The organism is Pseudomonas californiensis (assembly GCF_021147775.1).
GTDB lineage: Bacteria > Pseudomonadota > Gammaproteobacteria > Pseudomonadales > Pseudomonadaceae > Aquipseudomonas > Aquipseudomonas californiensis.
This window is the reverse complement of sequence record NZ_JAGTPK010000011.1, coordinates 90021-112302: the sequence shown is the minus strand read 5'-3', so window position 1 is coordinate 112302 and position 22282 is coordinate 90021. Positions and strand designations below refer to the sequence as shown.

Genomic DNA, 22282 nt, shown 5'->3' with positions numbered 1-22282 from the left:
TGATCAGTCGCGGGCCTGGATCCCGGTCTGCTTCATGACCAGATTCTTCTCTTTCTTGTACTGCAAAGCCACTTCTGGCGCCGGGCCGCTCTGGCCGGTTTCCATCCATTTGCGCAGACGGCTGGCGTCGGCGAAATGGGTGTATTTGCCGAATGCATCCAGAATCACCACGGAAACCGGACGGTTGGCCATGGTGGTCAACAGCACCAGGCAATGGCCAGCCTGGTTGGTGAAGCCGGTCTTGGTCAGCTTGATGTCCCAGTTTTCCTTGCGTACCAGATGGTCCGTGTTGCTGAAGCCCAGGCTGTAGGTGGGTTTGCGGAAGGTCACTGTCTTTTGCTCAGTGGTGCTCAGTTCGCTCAGCATCGGGTACTTGCGTGCCGCCATCACCAGCTTTGTCAGGTCCCTCGCCGTCGAAACGTTATACACCGACAAGCCGGTCGGCTCGACGTAAGCGGTGTGTTTCATGCCCAATGCCTTGGCTTTGGCGTTCATCGCCAGAATGAACGCCGGATAACCGCCTGGATAGCTGTGTGCCAGACTGGCCGCAGCCCGATTTTCCGAGGACATCAGGGTGATCAGCAGCATGTCCCTGCGGCTCAGTTCGCTGCCCAGTTTGACCCGGGAAAACACGCCTTTCATTTCCGGAGTCTGGGATATATTGACCGGGATGATTTCGTCCATCGATTGTTTGGCGTCCAGCACAACCATGCCTGTCATCAGCTTGGTGACTGAAGCGATTGGCACGATCACATCCGGGTTGCTCGAATACAGGACTTTGTCAGTCTGCAAATCAATGACCATGGCGCTGCCGGACGCAAGATGCAGATTGGACGGGTCACGGTTCAGAGCGGCGGTTTCGTTTGCCAGAACAGAGGTAGAAAATGCTGGACCTGTAAGTACACATAATAGGCCCAGTAGAGGCAGACGGATTTTCAAGAGCAAGGCTCACTCGATAAAGTGTGTTAACGGAAGGAACAAGAAAAAACGCTGCATTTTAGGAGCAGAGTTTCGTTAATGTCGATGGGCGCTGTAGGGCGTTTCGCTAATACTGCTCGAAAACAGGATCTTGTTAAGTTGCCGTTAAGTAGCAAGCGCGCACAAAAGAGGCTGCACCTTGAATTTTCATGGTGTCTGAAGCCTGCACCGATTAGCATTCCCGGCTACGTAGGTCATGGGTTCAAGGAGTCATGCAATGCTCAAGGGGTTTATCGGCAGGGATTACGTTGTACTGGTAATCGTCGCTTCTCTGGTTGCCGTACTGCTGCTGGGCGCAGGCTTCGTGTCGCGTCCCGCTGACTGGGCGGGCTGGATGCAGGCGATTGGGCTGATTGTCGGCATCATGGTGGCCGTTGCGGTACCGGCCATTCAACGCAAGCAGGATGCGGAGCAGAACCGCAAACAGATCCGCGACAGGGAAGTAGGCTATGCGCGTCGCATGCAGTATCTGTGTGGCGAACTGAGCGAAGTTCAGGCCCGCACGCAGTTGAACCTCACGCACTTGCGAGCCAGCGACCGGCACAGTCTGAAATACACGCTGCAGGATTATCTGCACCGGCTGTTCGAGTCCCACAAGCAGGATCTCAACGATGACCGGGTGGTACTGGCTTTCGAACTGCGTCAGGTGGCCAACGACCTGATCGACGAATTGGACAGTGGGCGTACCGACCGGGTGGTGTTCATGGCGCTGGAAAAACGCCTGCAAAAGCTCACCCATCGCTGCCAGGTCAACGCGGCCATGGCCGAACGTGCCTGAGACCGAAGACCGAAGCCGATAAATCAGGGCAAAAAAAACCGCATCGAAGGATGCGGTCAACGGAGTGCGGAGCAACGCACGAGTCTCACGAAAATCGGGGATGAAAGTGGTCAACTGTTGAGCGAATGATTTTCCAGTTTCTCGGAAAGCGCCTGAGCCAGCGGCAGAGAAGCGAACGGACCGCTGACGGGTTCGCCATCCTGTATCAGGTACCAGCAGGCCAACAGCCCGCGTTCCCTGAGTGGGGCCGGAACAGCGCTGCCGACTACGGACATGATTTGAACCTTGTTCATGATTAACCTCCACCAATCTATGTCGCCACTTTAAGGCGTGATGGACAGAGGTAGAAATCAACGCTCTCAATAGTCATCATTGATACAAGCGTGGGGCAGCAGGGTTGCCGAGGCAGGACCGCGTATGTGCAGTTAAAAAAACCCGCCAGTAAAGGCGGGTTCTTTTTAACTGCTGTGTTTACCAGCGGCCACGGGGCGGGCCGTAGTAATAGCCAGGGCCTGGAGGCGTGCCATACGGCCGGTCATAGCCTGAGTGACGATAGTAGTAGCGTGGTCCCGGTACCGGTACCGGGTAACGCTCCACCACTTGATAAGTGGGCTGGTAATAGACCGGCGGCGGAGGCGGTGCGTAATAGACCGGCGCCTGTTGCACGTAAACCGGCTCGCGCTCTACATAGACGGTCCTGTCACGGCTGGACGAAACCGCTGCGCCTACAACGGCAGCGCCTACGATGGCTCCTACCACGGCAGGGCCACCCCAGCCACGGTCGGCATTCGCTTGGCCAGCAAGGGCCAAGGCACCTATGAACAAGGCAATTTTGGGGATTTGACGAATCATGAGTGTTCCTCGCTCTCAACCCGTTGTCGCGGGCCTGCACTACTCTCAAGCACTGCCACGGGATAACTCTAAGACATCGAAATTGTTAAAAACTGCGAAATCGTTGAGTAAATTTTATGTAAGGTGCTCAGCGACTTGTGTGGCTGGCAACGAAGCGAAGTGTACGCCTGCCTGACAGAAATAATCCAATACCGTTCGGGAGAAAAAACATGCCCATTACTGCAAACAAGGACACGTTGCTGTGCATGTCCATGGCCGCGCGTCCAGGAAACTTTGGCGTGCGTTTTCACAACCATCTCTATGAACAGTTGGGCCTGAACTTCTACTACAAGACGTTTGCCCCCAACGACCTGGCTGCCGCCGTGGCCGGTATACGCGCGCTGGGCATAAGAGGCAGTGCGGTGTCGATGCCGTTCAAGGAAGACTGCATTGCGCTGGTCGATGAACTGGACGCATCCGCCGCGGCCATTCAGTCGATCAACACCATCGTCAATACCGACGGGCACTTGAAAGCTTTCAATACCGACTACATAGCAGTTGCCCAATTGATGCAGAGCCATGCTGTGCCACACGGCACATTTGCCTTGCGTGGCAGCGGCGGCATGGCCAAGGCAGTGGCGTTTGCCTTGCGTGATGCCGGGTTCACCGACGGTATCATCGTGGCGCGCAACGAGCAGGCCGGGCGTAACCTGGCGCGAGCCTGTGGCTTGCGCTGGCAGGCCGAGCTTGGCAGTGAGCGGCCGCAAATGCTGGTGAACGTCACACCTCTGGGCATGACAGGCCCGCAAGCGGATGAGCTGGCCTTTGACGAGGCCGCTATCAATAGCGCCGACACTATCTTTGATGTGGTGGCGATCCCCGCCGATACGCCGTTGATAAAGGCGGCGCGACGGCTGGGCAAACGGGTCATCAGTGGTGATGAAGTGGCCGCGATTCAGGCATTGGAACAGTTCGTGCTATACACCGGTGTTCGTCCGACCGATGATCAGTATCAGCAGGCCGCAGCGTTTGCCCGAAGTTGAGGCGCAACAGTCTGCCCGCCATTTCAGGTGGGCAGACTGCATCAACTATTCGAGTTTTGCCAGGCGCGCTTCGAGTGCCAGAACTCGCGCCTCCAGGTCTTCCAGTCGCTCACTATAGGCAGCGTTTGCAGGCGCACGTTCTGGCGGGTTCTGGCGTGTGGTGAGCAGTTCCTGGAGGTCTTCCGGGCTGCCCAGCAGGTGCATGTAGCGATCCTCACGCTGGCCGGACTGGCGCGGTATCAGCGTCGCCAGGCCGCGTGCAATCAACCGCTCCAGCGTATGCACCACTTGTTCGCTGTCGTCGAAGTCGTGCATGCGGTTGCTGCGGGTCAATAATTCGCTGACGGTCTGCGGCCCTCGCAATAACAGCAAGCCGATCAGAATCAGCTGCGCAGGCACCAGCTCCAGCGCCTTGCCGACCTTGTGTTCCCAGCGATCGGCTCGGCTGCCCATCACCAGATGCGTGAGCCCACGACCTTCCAGTGCACGCAGACTCTGGCCGACCTGACCCTGAGTCAGGTTCATGACCGGGTCGCGGCTGGTCTTTTGATTACAGGCAATGAGCAGCGCGTTGAGGGTCAGCGGATAGGTCTCGGGGCTTGTGGCCTGTTTCTCGATCAGGCTGCCGAGAATCCGCACTTCGGTGCTGTTGAGCTGCAACGCCTGGGCATTCTGGGACAAGTCGGGAGAGGAGGGTTCGATGGACATGACGCTTCCCTGAGTGATGACGGTGAGCCAGCGTAGGGGGTGAGAGAGATTATTGCCAGCTCGACGCGCTGACAGGAGCCAGGTCGGTTGCTGGATGTACAGGGCTCAAAAGCTGTACCCGGCTGGTTATGACCAGGCAGTTTTCGCCATGCATTACGGCGTTGACATTGCGCTGCGATTTTCTCACAGCCATCAATGAGACTGAAACTCTCACATGTTTTCATCTGCGCAAGGTCTATAATTGCGCCTTTCTCACTCAGGATATGTCATGTCTATCTCCCTGTACGCCGCGTCCATCCCAGTCTTTCAGCAAATGCTCAACGCGTTGAACGATGTTCTGACCAAAGCCGAAGCCCACGCGACCGAGAAGAAAATCCAGCCTCCAGCGCTGCTCCAGGCCCGTCTCTTCCCGGACATGCTGCCCTTTACCCGTCAGATTCAAATTGCAGTCGACTTCGCCAAGGGCGCTTCGGCTCGTCTGGCTGGCGTTGAAATTCCACAGTACGAAGACAGCGAAACCACTTTCGCGGAGTTGCAGGCGCTGCTTGCCAAGACGCTTGAGTTCATCGGCAGCATCAAGCCTGAACAGGTCGATGGCAACGAAGGCATCGAAATTGTGCTGCGTCCTGGCACCGAGAAGGAAAAGCGTTTGAACGGTCAGGCGTACCTGCTCAGCTATGCGCTGCCACAGTTCTTCTTCCATGTCACCACAGCCTATGACCTGCTGCGCCACAACGGCGTTGAAATCGGCAAGCGCGATTTCATGGGCAAGTTCTGATTGGCCTGATTGGCTGACTGCACGCTTCAAGCCCGTCCATTGCGTGTGTACAAACACGCGATGGGCCGGTCAAAAGATCAATCCTCGTAATTTGCCTTTCCCGCAGTGGCTCGATCCGAGGCTTTCTGCGTCGCTGTTCTGGAGTTTTCATGTTACCCATCCTGCTGTTGTCGGCTGCCGGGTTCACGGTGCTGACCACGGAGTTCGTTATCGTCGGTCTTTTGCCTGCAATGGCGCGCGACCTCGGGGTTACGGTGTCTCAGGCCGGGCTGCTCGTCACGCTGTTTGCCTTTACCGTCGCTGCATTTGGTCCGTTTCTGACTGCCTTTTTTTCGCGCTTTGATCGCAAGCGTCTGTTTATCAGCATCCTGATTCTGTTCGGGCTTTCAAACGCCTTGGCGGCGCTGGCGCCGAATATGGCGATCATGGGCATCGCGCGGCTGATCCCGGCGTTAGGCCTGCCGGTGTTCTGGGCACTGGCGAGCGAGACTGCCGTCGACATCGTCGGCCCTGAGTTTGCCGGGCGCGCGATTGCCAGAATCGGCTTCGGGATTGTTTGCGCCACAGTGTTCGGCATACCAGTGGGCACCTTGATCTCCGATGCGTTCGGCTGGCGCACTGTGTTTGCCTTGCTGTCAGTGCTGGCGTTTGCCAAGGCATTGTTGCTGCTGGTATTCCTGCCCGCAACGGACGCGAAAAAAGATCCGGTGTCGATCCTCAGCCAGTTCGGCGTGCTGCGCAGCCCGCTGATGCAGGGGCACGTATTGCTGTCTGTGCTGGTGTTCAGCGGCATGTTTACGGCATACACCTACCTGGCGGACATGCTGGAACGCCTTGCCGGGTTTGATGGCAACCTGGTGGGCTGGTGCCTGATGGGCTTCGGTGCGGTGGGATTGCTCGGCAACTCGCTGGGCGGGCGCATGGTCGACCGTCATCCGCTGGTCGCCAGTCTGGTGTTCTGCGCATTCATGGTGGTGGGTATGGTCGCTGTGGTCCCGAGCATTCACTCTGTTTATGCGCTGCCCCTCGCACTGGCGATATGGGGTATCACCCAGGCTGCCCTTTTTCTGGTCAGTCATGTCCGGCTTATCAAGGCCGCGCCCCAAGCGCCCGCGTTCGGCGCGTCGTTGAACATCGCTGGCGCCAATCTGGGTATAGGCATCGGCGCAGTGATCGGTGGCCGGGTTATTGATCACCTGGGGCTTGGCAGCCTCGGGTTCGCGGCAGCCGGAATCATCGTCCTGGCGATACTGCTGGCCTTGCTGCTGATGAAAGGCCAGCCGGCGACCGCCACGGCTTAAAGCGCGTCGGTGAATAGCTGGTTTCGGGCACCTTCGGCGATAGCGACAACGCCAGGGTGCCTGACCTTGCGCTCCACCGTAATAGCATAAAACGATTCGGTGACGGCATCTGTGTGACCGATCAGCTGCACGCCATACTGGCTCTGGACCTCGTCAGCGATCACTGCGGGCGCTACAAAAACTCCGCTGCCTGATTTTCCGAAGGCTTTCATCAGGGCACTGTCGTCGAACTCGCCAATGATACGCGGCTGTATTTTCTGCTCGGCGAACCAGCGCATCAGTCGCCCGCGGACCACTGTTTCCGGACCTGGAATCAATAGCGGCGCCCCATGCATGCACCTTGGAAAATCAGTCCCGAGCCGTTCGGCGACTTCTTGCGTCGCGAAAAAGCTGACACCGCATTTTCCCAGCTTCTGGCTGAACCCCTTGATATCCAGGTGCGGCGGCATCGGACTGTCCGAAATCACCAGATCCAGCCGCTGTATTGCGAGGTCGGCGAGCAATCGCTCCAGTTTGTCCTCGCGGCAGGTGATTCGCATCGATTCGTTGAGGTCCATGGTCGGTGCGATCAATCGGTACACGATCGATTTGGGCACCACATCCGCTACGCCGATACGAAACAGCAGTTGTTGTTCATCAGGCTGGGAGCGCAACAGGTTTTCCAGTTCGTTACCCAGCTGAAACATCTGCTCTGCGTAGGGCAGGGCGACTCGACCCGCCTCGGTCATTTCCAACTGCCGGCCTACTCGTTGAAACAGATCAACGCCCAAAGATGCCTCGAGCAGGCTGATCTGCCCGCTGACGGTCTGCGGGGTAAGGTTCAATTGCTCGCAGGCGCGCACGATGCTGCCGGTTTTGGCCACGACCCAGAAATAGTGTAACTGCCGGTAATTGAGCATCGACATTTCCCGATTCGTAAAAGCCGAAGTGTACGCCTTATAAAATCGAATTTTCCGGATGTTTCGGCTTCATTAGAATGCTGTTCCAACGCCGGACCCAAACTCGCTGTCCGGCTCTGCCTATCGAGGAAATCATGAACACACCGGTTTACGCTGTACTTCTGGCCTGTTCGCTTGCTGTAATGGCAGGGTGCGATCAGATTGAGTCATCGTCCAAGCAGATGCTTGATACGGCGGCCAATTCAGCCAAGCAGGCAATTGACGACACCCATCAGGCTGCAACAAAGGCCCTTGATGAGGCCAGGCAGGAACTTTCAGTGCTTGAACCGGCACAAAGCTCCGATAAAAAAGAAAGCAAGTCCGATAAAGAAATCTGACGTCCACCTATTGGCTTAAGCAGGGCAGTGATCTATGGAATACCTTTTGGAACTTGCAACAAGCCCGGCCGCCTGGATCGCGCTGGCAACCCTCGTTGTGATGGAAGTGGTATTGGGTATCGATAACCTGATTTTCATTTCGATCATCACCAACAAGTTGCCGGAGCATCAACGTAACAAGGCCCGCAAACTGGGTATCGGTATGGCCTTGGTCATGCGTCTGGGCTTGCTCAGCACCGTGGCATACATTGTCCAGCTTACTCAGCCGGTGCTCGAAGTCTTCGGTCAGGCGTTTTCCTGGAAAGACATGATTCTGATCGCGGGTGGTCTGTTCCTGGTCTGGAAAGCCACGACAGAAATTCACCACAGCATGGACGTCAAGACCGAGGAAGAGAAAACTCTCAGCTCCACCGTGGCGTTGAGCATGAGTGCGGCAATCGTGCAGATCCTGATGCTGGATCTGGTGTTCTCCATCGACAGTATCATTACTGCTGTGGGTATGACTGAACACTTGCCGATCATGATCATCGCTGTAGTGACCGCTGTCATCGTGATGCTGGTCGCGGCCAACCCGCTGGCCAAGTTCATCAACGAGAACCCGACGGTCGTCATGCTGGCGCTGGGCTTCCTGATCATGATCGGTATGACACTGATCGCCGAAGGCTTCGGTGCTCATGTTCCGAAAGGCTACATCTACGCCGCCATGACGTTCTCGGCAGCGATCGAAGGCCTGAACATGCTGGTCCGCAAGGCAAAACGCAAGAAGGCTGCGAAACAGGTTTCCAACGCCTGATCCCAGACCCGCTGAATGAAACGGTCGATCCGGGCAAAACGGATCGGCCCTTTTTTATGGCGGATCAGAAAGACTTGTGTCCACTGACCATCATGCCGCCAGCCCGCTCAATGCGCGGCAGCAGGCTGCGTTTTCGGGTGCGTGATTTCACGACCGCGCGCCACAGTCGTTTGCGTGACACTGCGGGGATGGTGACGGCGCGAGATGCGCAGTACGCCCCACAACATTGCAGTCGCTACGGCAAGCCACGAAGCTATCAGCATCACGATTGTCAATTCCAGGCTCATCACTGCCTCCACATTCATGCTGTGTGTTGCACTTCTGATAATTGACAGTCTACTACTGGCCATGTTTCGGTTAATTGACCAATGGCGATCCGCTATGACCGATTTGGTCTATTGGAATGCATTGACTGCGGTTGTAGGCTATACCCGGTCCTTGGACCGCTCTATGATCGGAGTCCGAGTCGGGTTGTGGGCTGCTCGACGTCTGTTGAAGTGAGTAAACATGTTGCCGGTATTGTTTCGTTCCTGCGCCACCCGATCCCTCAAACCCTGGCTCACCGTTGCGCTTGTGCTGACGCTGGCGGGCTGCACGTCCATGGTTACCCCACAGATCAAACAGCTCCCGGATCGGGTTGAACTCAACTCGGTGCCGTTCTTCCGGGGCAATATCTACCAGAGTGGCCCTGGAGCGCTGGCCAGCATGTTGGCCAATCAGAATGTTCAGACCACTCCTGGCTTGCTGGACAAACCGCTGCAATTGCCGGGCGCCGAAGATCGTCTGGAGCAGAACATGCAGAAAGTCGCCCGCGAATACGGATTCATGGTCTATCCCGTCGACAGTGACTTGCAGTCCGTACTGGCGCAGGTTTCTGCGGGTTATCCGGTGATGTTGCGCTTTGCGCAGGGTTCTGCTTTCTGGAAGGGGCCGCGTTATGCCGTGCTGGTCGGTTACAACCGAGTCAAGGAAACCGTCCTGCTGCACGCAGGTATGGACCGGCGCTACGTGATGAGCTTCAGCAGCTTCAGTTCGGCCTGGAAGGATGCCGGTGGCTGGGCGGTACTGATCCAGTCGCCACGTCAGTTGCCCGCTCACGTCGATCAGCAGCGTTGGCTCAAGGCTGCCGACGAGCTGGCGAGGGCAGGGCAGGAGCAGGCGGCGGGTGAAGCTGTGAAAACACTGAATCGGGGTGGTAAATGACCCAAAGCGTTAAATGAAATAAACGCACGTCATGAAAAACGGCATCCGAAGATGCCGGTTTTTATCGCCGATCAGAAACCGAGTCGATCGCGCAGGCTGTAGTACCAGGCGCCCAAAGCAGTCATTGGAGTGCGCAGCAACTGTCCACCAGGGAACGGGTAATGAGGCAGGTCGGCAAAAGCGTCGAATCGCTCTGCCTGGCCGCGCAGTGCTTCAGCCAGCACCTTGCCCGCGAGGTGGGTATAAGTCACGCCGTGCCCGCTGCAACCTTGCGAGTAGTAAATGTTGTCGCCCAGTCGTCCGACCTGAGGAAGGCGCGACAGGGTCAGCAGGAAGTTACCGGTCCAGGCGTAATCGATCTTCACGTCCTTGAGCTGCGGGAATGCCTTGAGCATCTTCGGGCGGATGATTGCTTCGATGTTGGCAGGGTCTCTGGCGCCATATACGACACCACCACCAAAGATCAGCCGCTTGTCGGCGCTGAGGCGGTAGTAGTCCAGCAGATAGTTGCAGTCCTCGACGCAGTAGTCCTGCGGGAGCAGGGTCTTGGCCAGGTCGTCGCTTAACGGTTCGGTGGTAATTACCTGAGTGCCGCAGGGCATCGATTTGGCTGCCAGCTCCGGCACCAGGTTGCCCAGATATGCATTGCCCGCGACAATTATGAACTTGGCGCGGACCTTGCCCTGTGCGGTATGTACCACGGGGCTTGCGCCTCGCTCGATACGGATGGCCGCCGACTGTTCAAAGATCGTGCCGCCCAGCGACTCGACCGCAGCCGCTTCCCCCAGCGCCAGGTTCAAGGGGTGGATGTGACCGCCGCTCATGTCCAACAGGCCACCTATATACTGATCGCAAGCCACGACTTCGTTGATCCGGCGCTTGTCCATCAGTTCAAGGCTGGTGTTGCCGTAACGTTCCCAGAGGCGCTTCTGTGCTTCGAGATGCGCCATCTGCTTGCTGGTCAGCGCCGCGAACACACCACCATCCTTCAGATCACACTGAATGCCATAGCGGGATACGCGATCCCGGATAATGGCTGCGCCTTCAAAGGCCATGTGGCCCAGCAATTGCGCCTGCTGAGGCCCGACAGTGCGCTCGATCACATCAATGTCGCGGCTGTAGCTGTTGACGATTTGCCCTCCGTTGCGACCAGACGCACCGAAGCCGACTTTTGCCGCCTCCAGGACAGTCACCTTGAAACCGTTTTCCAGCAGGAAAAGCGCGCTGGACAGCCCTGTGTAACCCGCGCCGATAATGCACACATCGGTCTCGACCTCACCCTGCAAGACTGGGCGTTCCGGTACCGGATTGGCCGAAGCTGCGTAATAGGACTGCGGATAGGGCGTGTTCGCCATACTGGAACTCCGTTTAATATTCTTGACGATTGCGTCGATCCTACCCGAGATGAAATCGCTCTGCCAGCACAACCGAAAAACACTTCGAGTGGCGCCTTGCGCAAAAGCTTCATCAATTCATAGGGTTAGCGTCAAAAACCGGTTGACACGCCTGCGAATGCAGGTAGGATGCACACCCACAGCAGGCACGTAGCTCAGTTGGTTAGAGCACCACCTTGACATGGTGGGGGTCGTTGGTTCGAGTCCAATCGCGCCTACCATATAAAATCCGCTCTGCTGGGCGGTAGGAAAAGGGCGATCCGAAAGGGTCGCCCTTTTTGTTTTTGCTGTCCCGTCCTGAATAAGTCCTCGCAAGTTCGCTCGCACTGGATGGGCAGGATTCAGGGATGAGCGATCGCATGTCACACGCAGCCAGGGCGCGCTGCTTTGGAGCGCAAAAAATTTGCGTATTCAGAGAGTTACTGCGAAAAAGCCGTTGACAGCTATTTGAATATCCGTAGAATGCCGACCCACAGCAGGCACGTAGCTCAGTTGGTTAGAGCACCACCTTGACATGGTGGGGGTCGTTGGTTCGAGTCCAATCGCGCCTACCAAACAAAATCCGCTCTGCTGGGCGGTAGCAAAAGGGTCAACCGAAAGGTTGGCCCTTTTTCGTTTCGGCTCTTTTTAATTGCAGGTGCCTGCCCAGGCCGCCTGTCACCAGGCGGTTTGAACAGCAACCCGAGCATTCAGGCCTGTCTGGCAAACGATTTGACGATGGTCTTTGTGGCGCTGCTGGCCTTGAGGTCGCCAACGTTCTTGGATGCCAGCCATTTGCAGGCCGAGATTTCGTTCTGTGGGGAAGGCTCGCTGCTCGCCGGTACGCGGGTCACGAACACATAGTGCGTAACCTTGTCTTTCTCGTATTCGGCCAGATAGAGCAGGTCCAGATTCTCCAGACCGGTTTCTTCGTTCAGCTCACGCGCTGCTGCTTCAGCCGGAGTTTCCCCCGCTTCGATTTTGCCGCCTGGCAATGCCCAACGGGATTTTGGTTTGCGCACGTACAGGACCTGGCCGTCACGTTTGCAGATGACTGTTGCTCGTTCTTTCATATCCATTCACCTGTCTAACGTCCATTACCATGAGTATCTGCAAGGACTTAATGAACTTGAGACCCATGCGCAGGCTTAAATAGTCACTAAATTGTAATAAAAAGTTCATCTTAAGCTGAGCAAGCATATTTGGTGCCATGTCAGCTAACAGAAAACGCTGTGGACCAACGCTGCGGTGATGCAGGCAATGGAAGGGGGAGGTCGCGGAAACGCGAGCTTCGAGAGGTGTGCATCTGTCTCAGCGATGAGCAGGGCTCTATCTGGCGCCCCGCAAAGGTGCAGATCAAGTTTGTAGTGACGAACCGCGCAGGATCGCGACGGACGGCTCTGAAGAGCAAGTCGATCTGATCATAAGAGGGCCGCTCATTGAACGGCCCTGAGATGCGCCAAGCGTCAGGCGGCAGAGGCTTCCTGCTTCAGCGACGCCATATCAATGACGAATCGATACTTCACGTCGCCTTTGAGCATCCGTTCGTAGGCTTCATTAATGTCCTGAATAGCAATGGTTTCGATATCAGACACGATTCCGTGCTCGGCACAGAAATCCAGCATTTCCTGCGTCTCGGCAATGCCGCCGATCAGCGAGCCTGCGAGGCTGCGACGTTTGAAGATCAGATTGAAGACGGTCGGCGAGGGATGTGGTTCGGCAGGCGCACCGACCAGCGTCATGGTGCCGTCGCGCTTGAGCAGCGATAGAAACGCGTCCAGATCGTGAGGGGCCGCTACGGTATTGAGAATGAAGTCGAAGCTGTTGATCTGCTCGGCCATTTCCTTCGCATCTTTTGACACCACCACCTGATTGGCGCCAAGGCGCAATCCGTCCTCACGCTTGTTGGGCGATGTGGTGAACAGCACCACCTCTGCGCCCATCGCATGAGCAATCTTGACGCCCATATGGCCCAGGCCACCAAGACCGACGATGCCGACTTTCTTGCCAGGCCCCACCTTCCAGTGGCGAAGCGGGGAATAGGTCGTGATACCTGCACACAGCAGCGGTGCGACGGCCGCCAGGTTGTCACTGTGGGAAATGCGCAGCACGAATTTTTCTTTCACGACGAGCGTGTCGGAATAACCGCCAAAGGTGTTTTCCCCGCCGAATACGGGGCCGTTGTAGGTCCCGGTAAAGCCATTCTCACAATATTGCTCTTCACCCTCGGCGCAAGAGACGCAGGTCTGGCAACTGTCGACCATGCAGCCGACGCCCGCAAGATCGCCGACCTTGAATTTCGTGACGTTGGCGCCCACCGCCGTGACGCGTCCGACGATTTCATGGCCCGGCACGGACGGGTACAACGTGTTCTTCCATTCATTGCGCGCGGTATGCAGGTCGGAGTGGCAGACGCCGCAATAAAGAATGTCGATCTGCACGTCGTCCGCACCGGGCGCACGTCGCTCGAAGCGATAAGGCTTGAGCCGGTCTGTCGGGCTCTGGGCTGCGTAGCTGTATGTTTTGACCATTGCGATCACCTCGTCAGTGTGTGGTGGCTGAAATCGATGCACAGCATAGTGCGCAATATGCCTGAGTGCCTGTAGACCCTTCGGCGCTTGCATCGTGCGATGCTTGGCGTCGTGCGCGGTTCAGGCGGCAAGGGACGGTTCAAGTGGTGCGGGTCTCGAAATACCGATGCGTGGGGGCCTGAGGCAGGAACAGTCCTTGCGGGTAAAGGTGGCGATAAGGCTATAACGGGCTTGCCAGCACGACGCCTGGCCGTCGAATATAGCCGTCGTTTCTGGAGCCGGTGTTTTCATGACAGTACCCCCCATGACCTCAGGTCTTTCCCCTTCGGCCAACATTGACGCGGACCCCAGCGTGGCGCAGCACGAGGGTTATGGCCGATTTTCCAGCCGTAACGCCCTCGACGACGTGATGCAGGGCGCGCGAGCACGCATACCGAACGTTCCTTGGGCGCTCTATATTGCGGGCGAGCAGAAGCGTCTGATGGGGCAGGGCGGCGGCGGGATGGGCTGGCCATGCTTGCCGAGCAGGCAGTAGCACCTGGTCGCCTGTGTCTGGAGTTGACCGAAGGTGCGCTGGTGGCTGACCCCGAGCAGGCACGTCTGTCCATGAAACAATTGGCCGAACATGGGATGTCAGTGGTTCTGGACGACTTTGGCGCGGGTTTTTCATCCCTCAGCTATGTGCACCAGTACCATTTCAGTGGCCTGAAAATCGACAAATCGTTCATCTTCGAGTTGGCAACCAGTGCTCGAAGCCGAGCGATCGTGCGGGCCATTGTGCGCATGGCGGAGTCGCTGGACCTGAGTGTGGTCGCCGAAGGCGTGGAGGATCTGCAGACCCTTGAGATGTTGCGCGAGATAGGTGCTGGACAGGCGCAGGGTTATTACTTTTCCGCCCCGGTGCCGATGGAAAAGCTGACGGCCAGCGGGCATTTGCATTAGCAGCGATCCTCCGGTTGTCGGCAGTGTTTTGCCGCAGGCGGCAGTCGGCAGTGCCTGTGTCATCGTTTTGACACGGGCTGTCAAGAATTTAGTCTTTTGAATCAGCGTCTTAAGCGTTTTCTAGCGAACTGGCACTGCTTTTGCTATTAAACCAGTGCACCCATATCATCAGGAGGTGGAAGATGATTATTGGTAACAGTGCGCTCGAACAGCTGGTTTCCCGTGCTGTGGGGCGCAAGACCGTTGATGAAGTGTCTCAGGACGCGTTCAGCTCGGTCGCCGCTGCAGGCCTTCTTCAGGGCGCGGCACCGGTTACATTGCAAAACAACAGCTCTGTGTCGCAGGACAGTACACAGGACAACAAGGGTTACAACGAATCGTTTGCAAGGATGATGGTCAACCTCAAGGCAGCCGGTGATACCTCGCTGTCCGAGAAGACCGCCGATCGTGATAACGGCGTTATCGGTTCGGTGGCTGACGCCAACGCTACCGGCGCGACCTCCACTGGATCAATGCAGCAATTCATGGACATTCTTAAGCAGACCGCTGAAGAGAAAGTCCGTGAAAAGCTGACCGGTGTCAGTCAGAAGGACTACGACTCCATGACGCCTCAGGACCAACTGGCTCTTGACCAGAAAGTCCAGGATGCGCTCAAGGACAAGCAGAATGATGTGGCGGATGATATCAACACCCGCATCAGAGGCATCAAGGCTGGAATATTGGCCTGATGGCCTGGATGAGCGTTTCAGTGCATTGCACTGGAACGCATCATCTCCCGCTCACCTTCCTGCAAGTATTCGCGGCCCTTTCAGCTACCCCAGCTGATGTCGGTACGGCAGGTCCGGTCCCGTTCTGGTACAGGTCAGCGCGGCCGCGGACACGGCGAATTCAACCATCTCGTCCAGGGTTTCCCGCGACAGCGACGCCAGCTTTTCGGGCGTGTCCAGCTTGTGCTCACTTAAAAACGTCAGCAACGCGGCCTGAAAGGTATCCCCGGCGCCTACCGTGTCGACCGTCACCACATTCTTTGCGGGCACAGACCAGGTGCCCTGCTGCCGAGTAAAGATACTCGCCCCTTGGGTACCGCGCGTCACGATCACGAGATGGGTGCGCTTGCTCAGCCAGCCTTGTGCGATCTGTTGCGGGTCACTGTCGGGATAAAGCAGGTGGAGGTCTTCGTCGCTGACCTTGATCAGATGTGCGTGTTCGGCAAAGGCTGCAATCTGGGTGCGCCAGCGCTGAATGTCCGGTGCAGGGTTCAACCGTACATTCGGGTCAAGCGATATAAGGCAGCGACTGCTCTCCCGTGCGACAAGGGCCAGCAGGGTATCGGCAATCGGTTGCACGACCAGTGAAAACGAGCCGACATGAATGCCACGGATACCGTCGTCGAGGACTGGCAGATGTTCGAGACGCAATTGGCGGTCCGCGCAGCCGTCGCCTCTGAAACTGTAGGTAGGCGAGCCGTCTGCGCCCACTGCCACCATGGCCAGCGTGGTGGGTGCGTCGAAGTCGATCAGGTAGTCGGGGTTTACGGCTTCCTGCTCCAGTACAGCGCGCAGGCGACATCCCAGATAGTCGTTGGACAGGCCTGCGAAGAAAGCCGCTTCGACACCCAGACGGCGCAGGCCGATGGCTACGTTGAACGGGGAGCCGCCAGCAATGGCATCAAACCCGAGTTTGTTGAGAGAGCCGCCGTTGTCCGCGCGGGTGAAAATGTCGAAGAGGGCTTCGCCGCAAACCAGAAACATAAAAGCTCCATGAAAACACGTGAGGTCAGATTGCGTGCAATTGCGCCTGATAGTGCTGATAGACCTTTTCGTAGGCCGTTACGTTCTGCGCGACTGGTTGGGTTTCGCTGGCCGGATCGAGGCTCACGCATCGCTCGCAAAGCTGGGCCAGATCCTGAACCCCACCTTTTTCGCCGGACCAGCACCACGCGGCCTGAATGGCTGCACCGAGGGCCGCAGCTTCGGCGTACTGGGTACAAATCACTGGGGTGTTCATGATGTCAGCCACAATCTGACGCCACACTCCGCTCTTGGAGCCGCCGCCGATCAGCCGGATACGTTCGCTTTTGATTCCACTGGCGCGCAGCAGGTCCAGCCCGTAACGCAGGCCGAAAGTGGTGCCTTCGACCACAGCCCGGCACAGATTGGCCTGGGTCAGGTTGGTGCTGTCCAGCCCGATGATGCTGCCCGTCGCGTCGGGCAGGGCGGGTACGCGCTCGCCGTTGAGGAACGGCAGCATCCGCACGCCTTCCGCACCAATGGGTGCGCTGGCGACCGCGTTGTTGAACCCTGGGATATCCTGCGCAAACAGCTCGCGAATGGCGGTGGTGGCGTTGGTCAGGTTCATGGTGCAAATCAGCGGTAGCCAGCCGTCGGACGATGAGCAGAAGGTCGCGACCGATTCGTGCTCGCTGACCTGTGGCTGATCGGCGTACGCATACACCGTACCCGAAGAGCCCAGACTCATGGTGATCAGCCCAGGCTGGATGTTGCCCGTGCCGATGGCGCCCATCATGTTGTCGCCGCCGCCACTGGATACCACCGCGTCAGGGTTGAGCCCCAGCAGAGTGGCGATATCAGGGCGCAGTGTGCCCACTGGCTGTCTCGCCTCAAGCAGCGTCGGCAGGGCTTTTTCCAACCGGCCACTGGGGTCGATGTGCGCCAGCAGGGCCAGGTCCCATTCGCGGGTGCGGATGTTGAAATAGCCGGTGCCCGACGCGTCGCCGAATTCGGTGCAGCAGCGCCCGGTCAGCCAGTAATTCAGATAGTCATGCGGCAGCAGGATCTTGTCGATGCGCTCGAAAAGATCAGGGTGCTGCTCTTTGCTCCAAAGCAACTTGGACACGGTGTAGCCGGGAGCGATCACCAGGCCAAGGCGCTCCAGCGAACCCTGCTCGCCGCCCAGGTGGTCGAGCAGACGCTGGTTTTCCGGAGCGGTCTGAGTGTCACACCATAATTTGGCAGGGCGTAGCACCTGACCCTCGTTATCCAGCATTACCAGGCCGTGTTGCTGGCCTGAAACACCAATGCCCAGAACCTCGTTGCCGTCGACGCCTGAGCTTTGCAGCGCAATACGTGTGGCCACCTGCAGTGCGTCCAGCCACTGCTGCACGTCCTGCTCGCGACGGCCGTCGTGGTCGCTGATCAAGGTATGCGGTGCCGAGCCTTCGCCCAGCACTTTTCCTGTTTCAGCATTCAGTACCAGCACTTTGGTGCCCTGAGTGCCGCAATCGATTCCTAGAAACATTGCAGTTCCTCAGAGGCCGTTGGCCAACAATTTTTCCAGCGTTCTGGTCACGCCCAGCTCACGCAGGTCATTGAGGTTTTGCTCAAAGGCGGCCACGAACTCACTGGATTGAGGAATGGCCACGCCGAAGATCTCCTCAACAGCCAGCAGACGCTCTGCGATCAGTGCATCGTCGGTCACCAGGCTCTGGCAGAACTCGGCGCGTGGGTCGGGTATCTTGTAGGTCGTGCCTTTCTCGTCAACGCCTTTGAGGTATAAGGCCCAGGCAGCGACCACCAGCGAAGCGCGCTGCAGGTTGCCGTGATCCTGAATCAATTGATTGATGGTCGGAACAGTGAATTTGGGGAATTTCGACGAGCCGTCCGAGCACACTCGCTCCAACTGGTCGGCGATCGCCTGATTGGAAAAGCGCTCGATCAGGGTGTCTTTGTAGCTTTCCAGATCGATGCCCGGTACCGATGCCAGTTGTGGCGTGACGTCCAGGTCCATGTAGGCACGAATGTAACGCACGAACAGCGGGTCGTTCATGGTGTCGTGAACAAAGCGATAGCCCTTGAGGAACCCCAGATAGGTCAATGCCAGATGGCTGCCGTTGAGCAGCTTGATCTTCATTTCTTCGTAGGGCGTGACGTCGTCAGTGAACTGCACACCGACCTTTTCCCACGCGGGGCGACCGGCGACAAACTTGTCTTCCAGCACCCATTGCACGAAGGGTTCGCAGACCACCGGCCAGGCGTCGTCAACATGCTTGTCATCGGCCAGTTGCAAGCGGTGAGCCGCGCTGGTCATCGGCGTGATGCGGTCAACCATGGCGTTGGGAAAGCTGACGTTCGCGGCGATCCAGTCATGCAGGTTGGCGTCGCGCAATACAGCGAAGGCCAGCAGCGCCTTGCGAGCCACGGCACCGTTGTGCGGAAGGTTGTCGCAGGACATTACAGTGAAGGCAGGCGTGCCCTTGGCGCGGCGGCGATCGAGAGCGGCACACAAGAAGCCGAAAACAGTCTTCGGTTCGTTCGGGTGAGCGAGGTCATGCTTGATCTGCGGCAGGTGAGACATGAACTGGCCGTTGCTGTCGTCAATGCAATAGCCACCTTCGGTGATCGTCAGCGAGACGATGCGGATATCGGGATCAGCCAGCTTTTCGATCAGCGCCTGCGCGTCATCTTCGGCCAGCAGCATGCCGCTGATCGAGGCAATGATGCGGGTCTTGGTGTCGGGCGTGTCGCCCAGCTCATAAAGGGTGTAGAGATAGTCCTGTTCTGCCAGCGCGTCGCGCACGCCGCGGTCTTCCGGGCGCAGGCCGACGCCGCAGATGCCCCACTCCAGACCTTCGCCCGTGTTCATCAGTGCATCGGTGTAAAACGCCTGATGAGCGCGATGGAAACCACCCACCCCGATATGAGCGATGCCCTGGCGGATGCCGCCAGGTGAATAGGCGGGCAGGTCGACAGAGTTGTCCAGTCGCGTCAGGTTCTGTTTGTTCAGTTTCATGACAGGTACTCCAGGGCTCAGGCGGCGGCAGTCTGCAAGGCTTTGGCAATGACCAGACCTTGGGCGTCGAACAGATGGCACTGCGTGCTATCCAAATGCAGATTCAGGGTCTCGCCGTACTGGCTGGCCAGGTCTCCACGAATACGCATGGTCAGCGCTTCGCCGGAATGAGTGCGAACGTGGCAATAGGTATCGCTGCCCAGCCGTTCGCTGACGTCGGCGATCACTTGCATCTGGCAATCGCCGCTCTGGGCAATATTCAGGTGCTCCGGGCGTATGCCGAGCGTGACAGGTGCGCCCACGGACAAACCGTCAGTGCTGACTGGCAGGCTGATCCGCGTCCCTGCATCGAGCTCAACCTCGCAACCCGCGCTGTCGACCCGGCTGATCCTGCCTTTGAGAAAGCCCATCTTCGGCGTACCGAGAAAACCCGCGACAAACAGGTTTGCCGGGTGGTGGTACAGCTCCAGCGGTGAGCCAACCTGTTCGACCTTGCCGCCGTTGAGCACCACGACTTTATCGGCCAGGGTCATGGCTTCAACCTGATCGTGGGTCACGTAAATCATCGTGGCCTGCAGCTCCTTGTGCAGACGTGACAGTTCCAGTCGAGTCTGCACGCGCAACGCAGCGTCGAGGTTGGACAGTGGTTCGTCGAACAGGAAAATTTTCGGGTTGCGCACGATGGCCCTGCCGATTGCAACCCGTTGACGCTGACCACCGGACAATTGTTTTGGCTTGCGCTCCAGCAGCGGTCCCAGTTCCAGAATGCGCGCGGCCTCATCGACCTTCTTCTTGATCTCGGCCTTGTCACCGCCTGCCAGGTCCAGCGCGAAGGACAGGTTTTTACCAACGGTCATGTGCGGGTACAGCGCGTAGGTCTGGAACACCATGGCCAGATCGCGTTTGGCAGGGGTGACTTGCGTGATGTCACGGCCATCGAGTTCGATGGTGCCGGAGGTCACTTCTTCAAGCCCTGCGATCAGGCGAAGGAGGGTGGATTTGCCGCAGCCCGACGGCCCGACGAAGACCACGAATTCGCGGTCGTTCACGTCCAGGTCGATACCTTTGATGATCTGGTGGCCGTCGAAGCCTTTTTGCAGATTTCTGATGCTGAGGTTAGCCATGAAGGACTCCTTGTTATTCTTGGGTCGGGGCTATTTGACGGCGCCGAACGACAGGCCACGAACCAGTTGTTTCTGACTGATCCAGCCGAAAATCAGGATCGGCGCACACGCCAGTGTCGACACCGCCGACAGCTTGGCCCAGAACAGACCCTCGGGGCTTGAGTAGGATGCGATCAGGGCAGTGAGCGGTGCTGCTGCAGAAGAGGTAAGGTTCAGCGACCAGAAAGCTTCGTTCCAGCACAGGATCAGTGAAAGCAACGCGGTGGAGGCCAGGCCGCCCTTGCAGATCGGCATCAGGACGCGAAAAATCTCCTGGCGGGTGCTGGCCCCGTCAAGGCGCGAGGCTTCGAGGATTTCGCCCGGAATGTCTTTGAAGTAGGTGTAGATCATCCAGACCACAATCGGCAGGTTGATCAATGTGTAGATGATGATCAGCGCCAGTCGTGAGTCCAGCAAGCCAAAGGTCTTGGCCAGCAGGTAAATGGGCATCAACACGCCCACCGGCGGCAACATTTTGGTCGAGAGCATCCACAACAGCGTGCTTTTGGTGCGCTTGGTTTCAAAAAACGCCATCGAGTACGCCGCAGGAATGGCAACCAGCATGCTCAGGAGGGTGGCGCTGAATGAAATCAGCACCGAGTTCCAGGCGAAGTGGAAATAATCGCTGCGCTCCTGGATGTGCAGATAGTTTTCCAGCGTGGGCGTGAAGAACAGCTGCGGCGGCGTGGCGAACGCGTCGATCTCGGTCTTGAAGCTGGTCAGGACCATCCAGAAGATCGGGAAGAACACCAGCGCGGCGATGATCCAGGACAGAGTCCCGAGCAGCAGGCTTTGAACACGGCGTGATTGTTTGAGAGTCATCATGGCAAGGTCCTCATGACTTGTCGGTGAGGTTTTTGCCGATCATCCGGATCAGGATGATCGCCGCGATGTTGGCGATGACGACGGCAATCAAGCCGCCTGCCGAGGCCATGCCCACGTCGAACTGCAACAGGGCCTGAATGTAGATCAGGTACGCCAGGTTGGTCGACGCGAAGCCTGGACCGCCGTTGGTGGTGGTGAAGATTTCCGCGAACACCGACAGCAGGAAAATGGTTTCGATCATCACCACCACCGCGATCGGACGCGCGAGGTGCGGCAGGGTCAGATGCCAGAAAATCGCAATGGGGCCTGCGCCATCGAGACGGGCGGCTTCTTTCTGCTCCTGGTCCAGCGACTGCATGGCGGTCATCAGAATCAGGATGGCGAATGGCAGCCATTGCCAGGACACAATGATAATGATCGACAGCATGGGATAGTGCGCGAACCAGTCGATGGGTTCAGCGCCAAAGAATTTCCATACAGCAGCGAGCACGCCGGAGACCGGATGGAAAATCAGATTTTTCCAGATCAGTGCGCTGACTGTCGGCATGATGAAAAACGGTGAGATCAGCAGCACCCGTACGATGCCCCGACCAAAGAATTCGCTGGCTTCCAGCAGCGCGGAAATCAGAACACCAAGAATCACGCTGATCGCCAGTACGCTGCCAACCAACAGCAGAGTATTGCCTGCGCCGGGCAGGAAGCCGCTGTCAGTCACGAAGTATTCGAAGTTTTCCAGACCGACGAACTCATTCTCGCCGGGCGACAGCAGGTTATAGCGGATCAGCGAGAAGTAGATGGTCATGCCCAGTGGCACGATCATCCACACCAGCAGCAACGCCACCGAAGGGCTGACCAGAAACCATCCCGGTTTGAAACGAGCGGGTTTGTTCTGGGGCGATACGGCGGACACGTCCGCGCGATCAGAAGTGGCTGAGGTCTTCATAGGGGGCTCCGAACCGGATTGCACCTGAGGGTTACGCCTGAGGGCGACGAGGCACAAGCGTCAGCTC

At 57.7% G+C, this 22282-nt stretch carries 24 protein-coding genes, 2 tRNA genes and 1 pseudogene; 12 read left to right on the top strand and 15 right to left on the bottom strand.

The window, feature by feature from the left end; translation table 11 throughout:
- Positions 1-3 precede the first annotated feature (3 nt).
- Complete coding sequence (pbpG, locus tag KDX37_RS13015; RefSeq protein ID WP_231653112.1) at positions 4-945, bottom strand: D-alanyl-D-alanine endopeptidase; 942 nt, start codon at positions 943-945, stop codon at positions 4-6.
- Between the two features lie 250 nt (positions 946-1195).
- Here pbpG and KDX37_RS13010 point away from each other — a divergent pair, with 250 nt between their 5' ends.
- On the top strand, positions 1196-1756 hold the full coding sequence (locus KDX37_RS13010) for a hypothetical protein (RefSeq protein WP_231653111.1): 561 nt from the start codon (positions 1196-1198) through the stop codon (positions 1754-1756).
- Between the two features lie 110 nt (positions 1757-1866).
- Here KDX37_RS13010 and KDX37_RS13005 read toward each other — a convergent pair whose 3' ends face one another.
- Positions 1867-2049 (bottom strand): hypothetical protein, encoded by a 183-nt coding sequence (locus tag KDX37_RS13005; RefSeq protein ID WP_231653110.1) that lies wholly within the window; start codon positions 2047-2049, stop codon positions 1867-1869.
- A gap of 178 nt (positions 2050-2227) precedes the next feature.
- Positions 2228-2608 carry a hypothetical protein gene (locus KDX37_RS13000; protein WP_231653109.1) on the bottom strand — a complete coding sequence of 127 codons (381 nt, stop codon included), beginning with the start codon at positions 2606-2608 and terminating at the stop codon, positions 2228-2230.
- 209 nt (positions 2609-2817) lie between these two features.
- Here KDX37_RS13000 and KDX37_RS12995 point away from each other — a divergent pair, with 209 nt between their 5' ends.
- Positions 2818-3630, top strand: a complete 813-nt coding sequence (locus KDX37_RS12995; protein ID WP_231653108.1) for a shikimate 5-dehydrogenase — start codon at positions 2818-2820, stop codon at positions 3628-3630.
- A 45-nt stretch (positions 3631-3675) separates the two neighbouring features.
- On the opposite strand, the gene KDX37_RS12990 is transcribed toward KDX37_RS12995, so the two are convergent.
- Positions 3676-4338 carry a YceH family protein gene (locus KDX37_RS12990; protein WP_231653107.1) on the bottom strand — a complete coding sequence of 221 codons (663 nt, stop codon included), beginning with the start codon at positions 4336-4338 and terminating at the stop codon, positions 3676-3678.
- Positions 4339-4606: 268 nt separating this feature from the next.
- On the opposite strand from KDX37_RS12990, the gene KDX37_RS12985 reads away from it, so the two are divergent.
- Together KDX37_RS12985 and KDX37_RS12980 are read left to right on the top strand one after the other, a co-directional pair.
- Positions 4607-5116 carry a DUF1993 domain-containing protein gene (locus tag KDX37_RS12985; RefSeq protein WP_231653106.1) on the top strand — a complete coding sequence of 170 codons (510 nt, stop codon included), beginning with the start codon at positions 4607-4609 and terminating at the stop codon, positions 5114-5116.
- A 149-nt stretch (positions 5117-5265) separates the two neighbouring features.
- Entirely contained in the window at positions 5266-6417 is a 1152-nt protein-coding gene (locus KDX37_RS12980; RefSeq protein ID WP_231653105.1) for an MFS transporter, read from the top strand.
- Here KDX37_RS12980 and nhaR read toward each other — a convergent pair.
- Positions 6414-7316 carry a transcriptional activator NhaR gene (gene nhaR, locus KDX37_RS12975; protein ID WP_231653201.1) on the bottom strand — a complete coding sequence of 301 codons (903 nt, stop codon included), beginning with the start codon at positions 7314-7316 and terminating at the stop codon, positions 6414-6416. The two genes, KDX37_RS12980 and nhaR, sit on opposite strands and share 4 nt — an antisense overlap.
- Positions 7317-7450: 134 nt before the next feature.
- On the opposite strand from nhaR, the gene KDX37_RS12970 reads away from it, so the two are divergent.
- Together KDX37_RS12970 and KDX37_RS12965 are read left to right on the top strand one after the other, a co-directional pair.
- Complete coding sequence (locus KDX37_RS12970) at positions 7451-7693, top strand: hypothetical protein (protein ID WP_231653104.1); 243 nt, start codon at positions 7451-7453, stop codon at positions 7691-7693.
- A gap of 34 nt (positions 7694-7727) precedes the next feature.
- Positions 7728-8486, top strand: a complete 759-nt coding sequence (locus KDX37_RS12965; protein WP_231653103.1) for a TerC family protein — start codon at positions 7728-7730, stop codon at positions 8484-8486.
- A gap of 107 nt (positions 8487-8593) precedes the next feature.
- Here the strand turns inward: KDX37_RS12965 and KDX37_RS12960 are convergent, their stop codons facing one another.
- Positions 8594-8773, bottom strand: coding sequence for a hypothetical protein (locus tag KDX37_RS12960; protein ID WP_231653204.1), 180 nt, complete (start codon positions 8771-8773; stop codon positions 8594-8596).
- Between the two features lie 220 nt (positions 8774-8993).
- On the opposite strand from KDX37_RS12960, the gene KDX37_RS12955 reads away from it, so the two are divergent.
- The gene (locus KDX37_RS12955) at positions 8994-9689 is read left to right on the top strand and encodes a peptidase C39 family protein (RefSeq protein ID WP_231653102.1); all 696 of its coding nucleotides are present in this window, start codon (positions 8994-8996) and stop codon (positions 9687-9689) included.
- A gap of 71 nt (positions 9690-9760) precedes the next feature.
- On the opposite strand, the gene KDX37_RS12950 is transcribed toward KDX37_RS12955, so the two are convergent.
- Positions 9761-11044 (bottom strand): NAD(P)/FAD-dependent oxidoreductase, encoded by a 1284-nt coding sequence (locus KDX37_RS12950; protein WP_231653101.1) that lies wholly within the window; start codon positions 11042-11044, stop codon positions 9761-9763.
- 183 nt (positions 11045-11227) lie between these two features.
- On the opposite strand from KDX37_RS12950, the gene KDX37_RS12945 reads away from it, so the two are divergent.
- Together KDX37_RS12945 and KDX37_RS12940 are read left to right on the top strand one after the other, a co-directional pair.
- Positions 11228-11304, top strand: a tRNA-Val gene (locus KDX37_RS12945).
- A gap of 256 nt (positions 11305-11560) precedes the next feature.
- Positions 11561-11637: transfer RNA gene (locus KDX37_RS12940), tRNA-Val, on the top strand.
- A 135-nt stretch (positions 11638-11772) separates the two neighbouring features.
- Here KDX37_RS12940 and KDX37_RS12935 read toward each other — a convergent pair.
- Both KDX37_RS12935 and KDX37_RS12930 read right to left on the bottom strand, forming a co-directional pair.
- Complete coding sequence (locus tag KDX37_RS12935; RefSeq protein ID WP_231653100.1) at positions 11773-12135, bottom strand: NUDIX hydrolase; 363 nt, start codon at positions 12133-12135, stop codon at positions 11773-11775.
- 393 nt (positions 12136-12528) lie between these two features.
- Positions 12529-13593, bottom strand: coding sequence for an NAD(P)-dependent alcohol dehydrogenase (locus KDX37_RS12930; protein ID WP_231653099.1), 1065 nt, complete (start codon positions 13591-13593; stop codon positions 12529-12531).
- Between the two features lie 289 nt (positions 13594-13882).
- Here KDX37_RS12930 and KDX37_RS12925 point away from each other — a divergent pair, with 289 nt between their 5' ends.
- The 3 genes and pseudogenes from KDX37_RS12925 to KDX37_RS12915 all read left to right on the top strand — a co-directional run bounded on the left by KDX37_RS12925 (position 13883) and on the right by KDX37_RS12915 (position 15263).
- A complete protein-coding gene (locus KDX37_RS12925) occupies positions 13883-14128 on the top strand; it encodes a hypothetical protein (protein WP_231653098.1) in 246 nt (81 codons plus the stop codon).
- Positions 14101-14535: pseudogene (locus tag KDX37_RS12920) on the top strand (EAL domain-containing protein); the annotation flags it as partial. The gene KDX37_RS12925 and the pseudogene KDX37_RS12920, both read left to right, overlap by 28 nt.
- Before the next feature lie 182 nt (positions 14536-14717).
- The gene (locus KDX37_RS12915) at positions 14718-15263 is read left to right on the top strand and encodes a hypothetical protein (RefSeq protein WP_231653097.1); all 546 of its coding nucleotides are present in this window, start codon (positions 14718-14720) and stop codon (positions 15261-15263) included.
- Between the two features lie 84 nt (positions 15264-15347).
- On the opposite strand, the gene KDX37_RS12910 is transcribed toward KDX37_RS12915, so the two are convergent.
- Genes KDX37_RS12910 through KDX37_RS12885 form a run of 6 tightly spaced genes read right to left on the bottom strand, consistent with a single transcriptional unit; the run spans position 15348 to position 22215 of the window.
- The gene (locus KDX37_RS12910; RefSeq protein WP_231653096.1) at positions 15348-16286 is read right to left on the bottom strand and encodes a carbohydrate kinase family protein; all 939 of its coding nucleotides are present in this window, start codon (positions 16284-16286) and stop codon (positions 15348-15350) included.
- A gap of 25 nt (positions 16287-16311) precedes the next feature.
- Positions 16312-17793 (bottom strand): xylulokinase, encoded by a 1482-nt coding sequence (gene xylB / locus KDX37_RS12905; RefSeq protein ID WP_231653095.1) that lies wholly within the window; start codon positions 17791-17793, stop codon positions 16312-16314.
- 9 nt (positions 17794-17802) lie between these two features.
- Positions 17803-19284, bottom strand: a complete 1482-nt coding sequence (locus KDX37_RS12900; RefSeq protein WP_231653094.1) for a mannitol dehydrogenase family protein — start codon at positions 19282-19284, stop codon at positions 17803-17805.
- A gap of 17 nt (positions 19285-19301) precedes the next feature.
- Positions 19302-20408: an ABC transporter ATP-binding protein gene (locus KDX37_RS12895; protein ID WP_231653093.1), complete on the bottom strand. Its 1107-nt coding sequence runs from the start codon at positions 20406-20408 to the stop codon at positions 19302-19304.
- A gap of 30 nt (positions 20409-20438) precedes the next feature.
- Positions 20439-21272 carry a carbohydrate ABC transporter permease gene (locus KDX37_RS12890; protein ID WP_231653092.1) on the bottom strand — a complete coding sequence of 278 codons (834 nt, stop codon included), beginning with the start codon at positions 21270-21272 and terminating at the stop codon, positions 20439-20441.
- Between the two features lie 10 nt (positions 21273-21282).
- Positions 21283-22215, bottom strand: coding sequence for a carbohydrate ABC transporter permease (locus KDX37_RS12885; RefSeq protein WP_231653091.1), 933 nt, complete (start codon positions 22213-22215; stop codon positions 21283-21285).
- Between the last annotated feature and the right edge of the window lie 67 nt (positions 22216-22282).

Coding starts and splice junctions, on each gene's coding strand:
- KDX37_RS13010 (WP_231653111.1), top strand. CDS start 1,196: ATGCTCAAGGGGTTTATCGGCAGGGATTACGTTGTACTGGTAATCGTC.
- KDX37_RS13005 (WP_231653110.1), bottom strand. CDS start 2,049: ATGAACAAGGTTCAAATCATGTCCGTAGTCGGCAGCGCTGTTCCGGCC.
- KDX37_RS13000 (WP_231653109.1), bottom strand. CDS start 2,608: ATGATTCGTCAAATCCCCAAAATTGCCTTGTTCATAGGTGCCTTGGCC.
- KDX37_RS12995 (WP_231653108.1), top strand. CDS start 2,818: ATGCCCATTACTGCAAACAAGGACACGTTGCTGTGCATGTCCATGGCC.
- KDX37_RS12990 (WP_231653107.1), bottom strand. CDS start 4,338: ATGTCCATCGAACCCTCCTCTCCCGACTTGTCCCAGAATGCCCAGGCG.
- KDX37_RS12985 (WP_231653106.1), top strand. CDS start 4,607: ATGTCTATCTCCCTGTACGCCGCGTCCATCCCAGTCTTTCAGCAAATG.
- KDX37_RS12980 (WP_231653105.1), top strand. CDS start 5,266: ATGTTACCCATCCTGCTGTTGTCGGCTGCCGGGTTCACGGTGCTGACC.
- nhaR (WP_231653201.1), bottom strand. CDS start 7,316: ATGCTCAATTACCGGCAGTTACACTATTTCTGGGTCGTGGCCAAAACC.
- KDX37_RS12970 (WP_231653104.1), top strand. CDS start 7,451: ATGAACACACCGGTTTACGCTGTACTTCTGGCCTGTTCGCTTGCTGTA.
- KDX37_RS12965 (WP_231653103.1), top strand. CDS start 7,728: ATGGAATACCTTTTGGAACTTGCAACAAGCCCGGCCGCCTGGATCGCG.
- KDX37_RS12960 (WP_231653204.1), bottom strand. CDS start 8,773: ATGAGCCTGGAATTGACAATCGTGATGCTGATAGCTTCGTGGCTTGCC.
- KDX37_RS12955 (WP_231653102.1), top strand. CDS start 8,994: ATGTTGCCGGTATTGTTTCGTTCCTGCGCCACCCGATCCCTCAAACCC.
- KDX37_RS12950 (WP_231653101.1), bottom strand. CDS start 11,044: ATGGCGAACACGCCCTATCCGCAGTCCTATTACGCAGCTTCGGCCAAT.
- KDX37_RS12935 (WP_231653100.1), bottom strand. CDS start 12,135: ATGAAAGAACGAGCAACAGTCATCTGCAAACGTGACGGCCAGGTCCTG.
- KDX37_RS12930 (WP_231653099.1), bottom strand. CDS start 13,593: ATGGTCAAAACATACAGCTACGCAGCCCAGAGCCCGACAGACCGGCTC.
- KDX37_RS12925 (WP_231653098.1), top strand. CDS start 13,883: ATGACAGTACCCCCCATGACCTCAGGTCTTTCCCCTTCGGCCAACATT.
- KDX37_RS12915 (WP_231653097.1), top strand. CDS start 14,718: ATGATTATTGGTAACAGTGCGCTCGAACAGCTGGTTTCCCGTGCTGTG.
- KDX37_RS12910 (WP_231653096.1), bottom strand. CDS start 16,286: ATGTTTCTGGTTTGCGGCGAAGCCCTCTTCGACATTTTCACCCGCGCG.
- xylB (WP_231653095.1), bottom strand. CDS start 17,793: ATGTTTCTAGGAATCGATTGCGGCACTCAGGGCACCAAAGTGCTGGTA.
- KDX37_RS12900 (WP_231653094.1), bottom strand. CDS start 19,284: ATGAAACTGAACAAACAGAACCTGACGCGACTGGACAACTCTGTCGAC.
- KDX37_RS12895 (WP_231653093.1), bottom strand. CDS start 20,408: ATGGCTAACCTCAGCATCAGAAATCTGCAAAAAGGCTTCGACGGCCAC.
- KDX37_RS12890 (WP_231653092.1), bottom strand. CDS start 21,272: ATGATGACTCTCAAACAATCACGCCGTGTTCAAAGCCTGCTGCTCGGG.
- KDX37_RS12885 (WP_231653091.1), bottom strand. CDS start 22,215: ATGAAGACCTCAGCCACTTCTGATCGCGCGGACGTGTCCGCCGTATCG.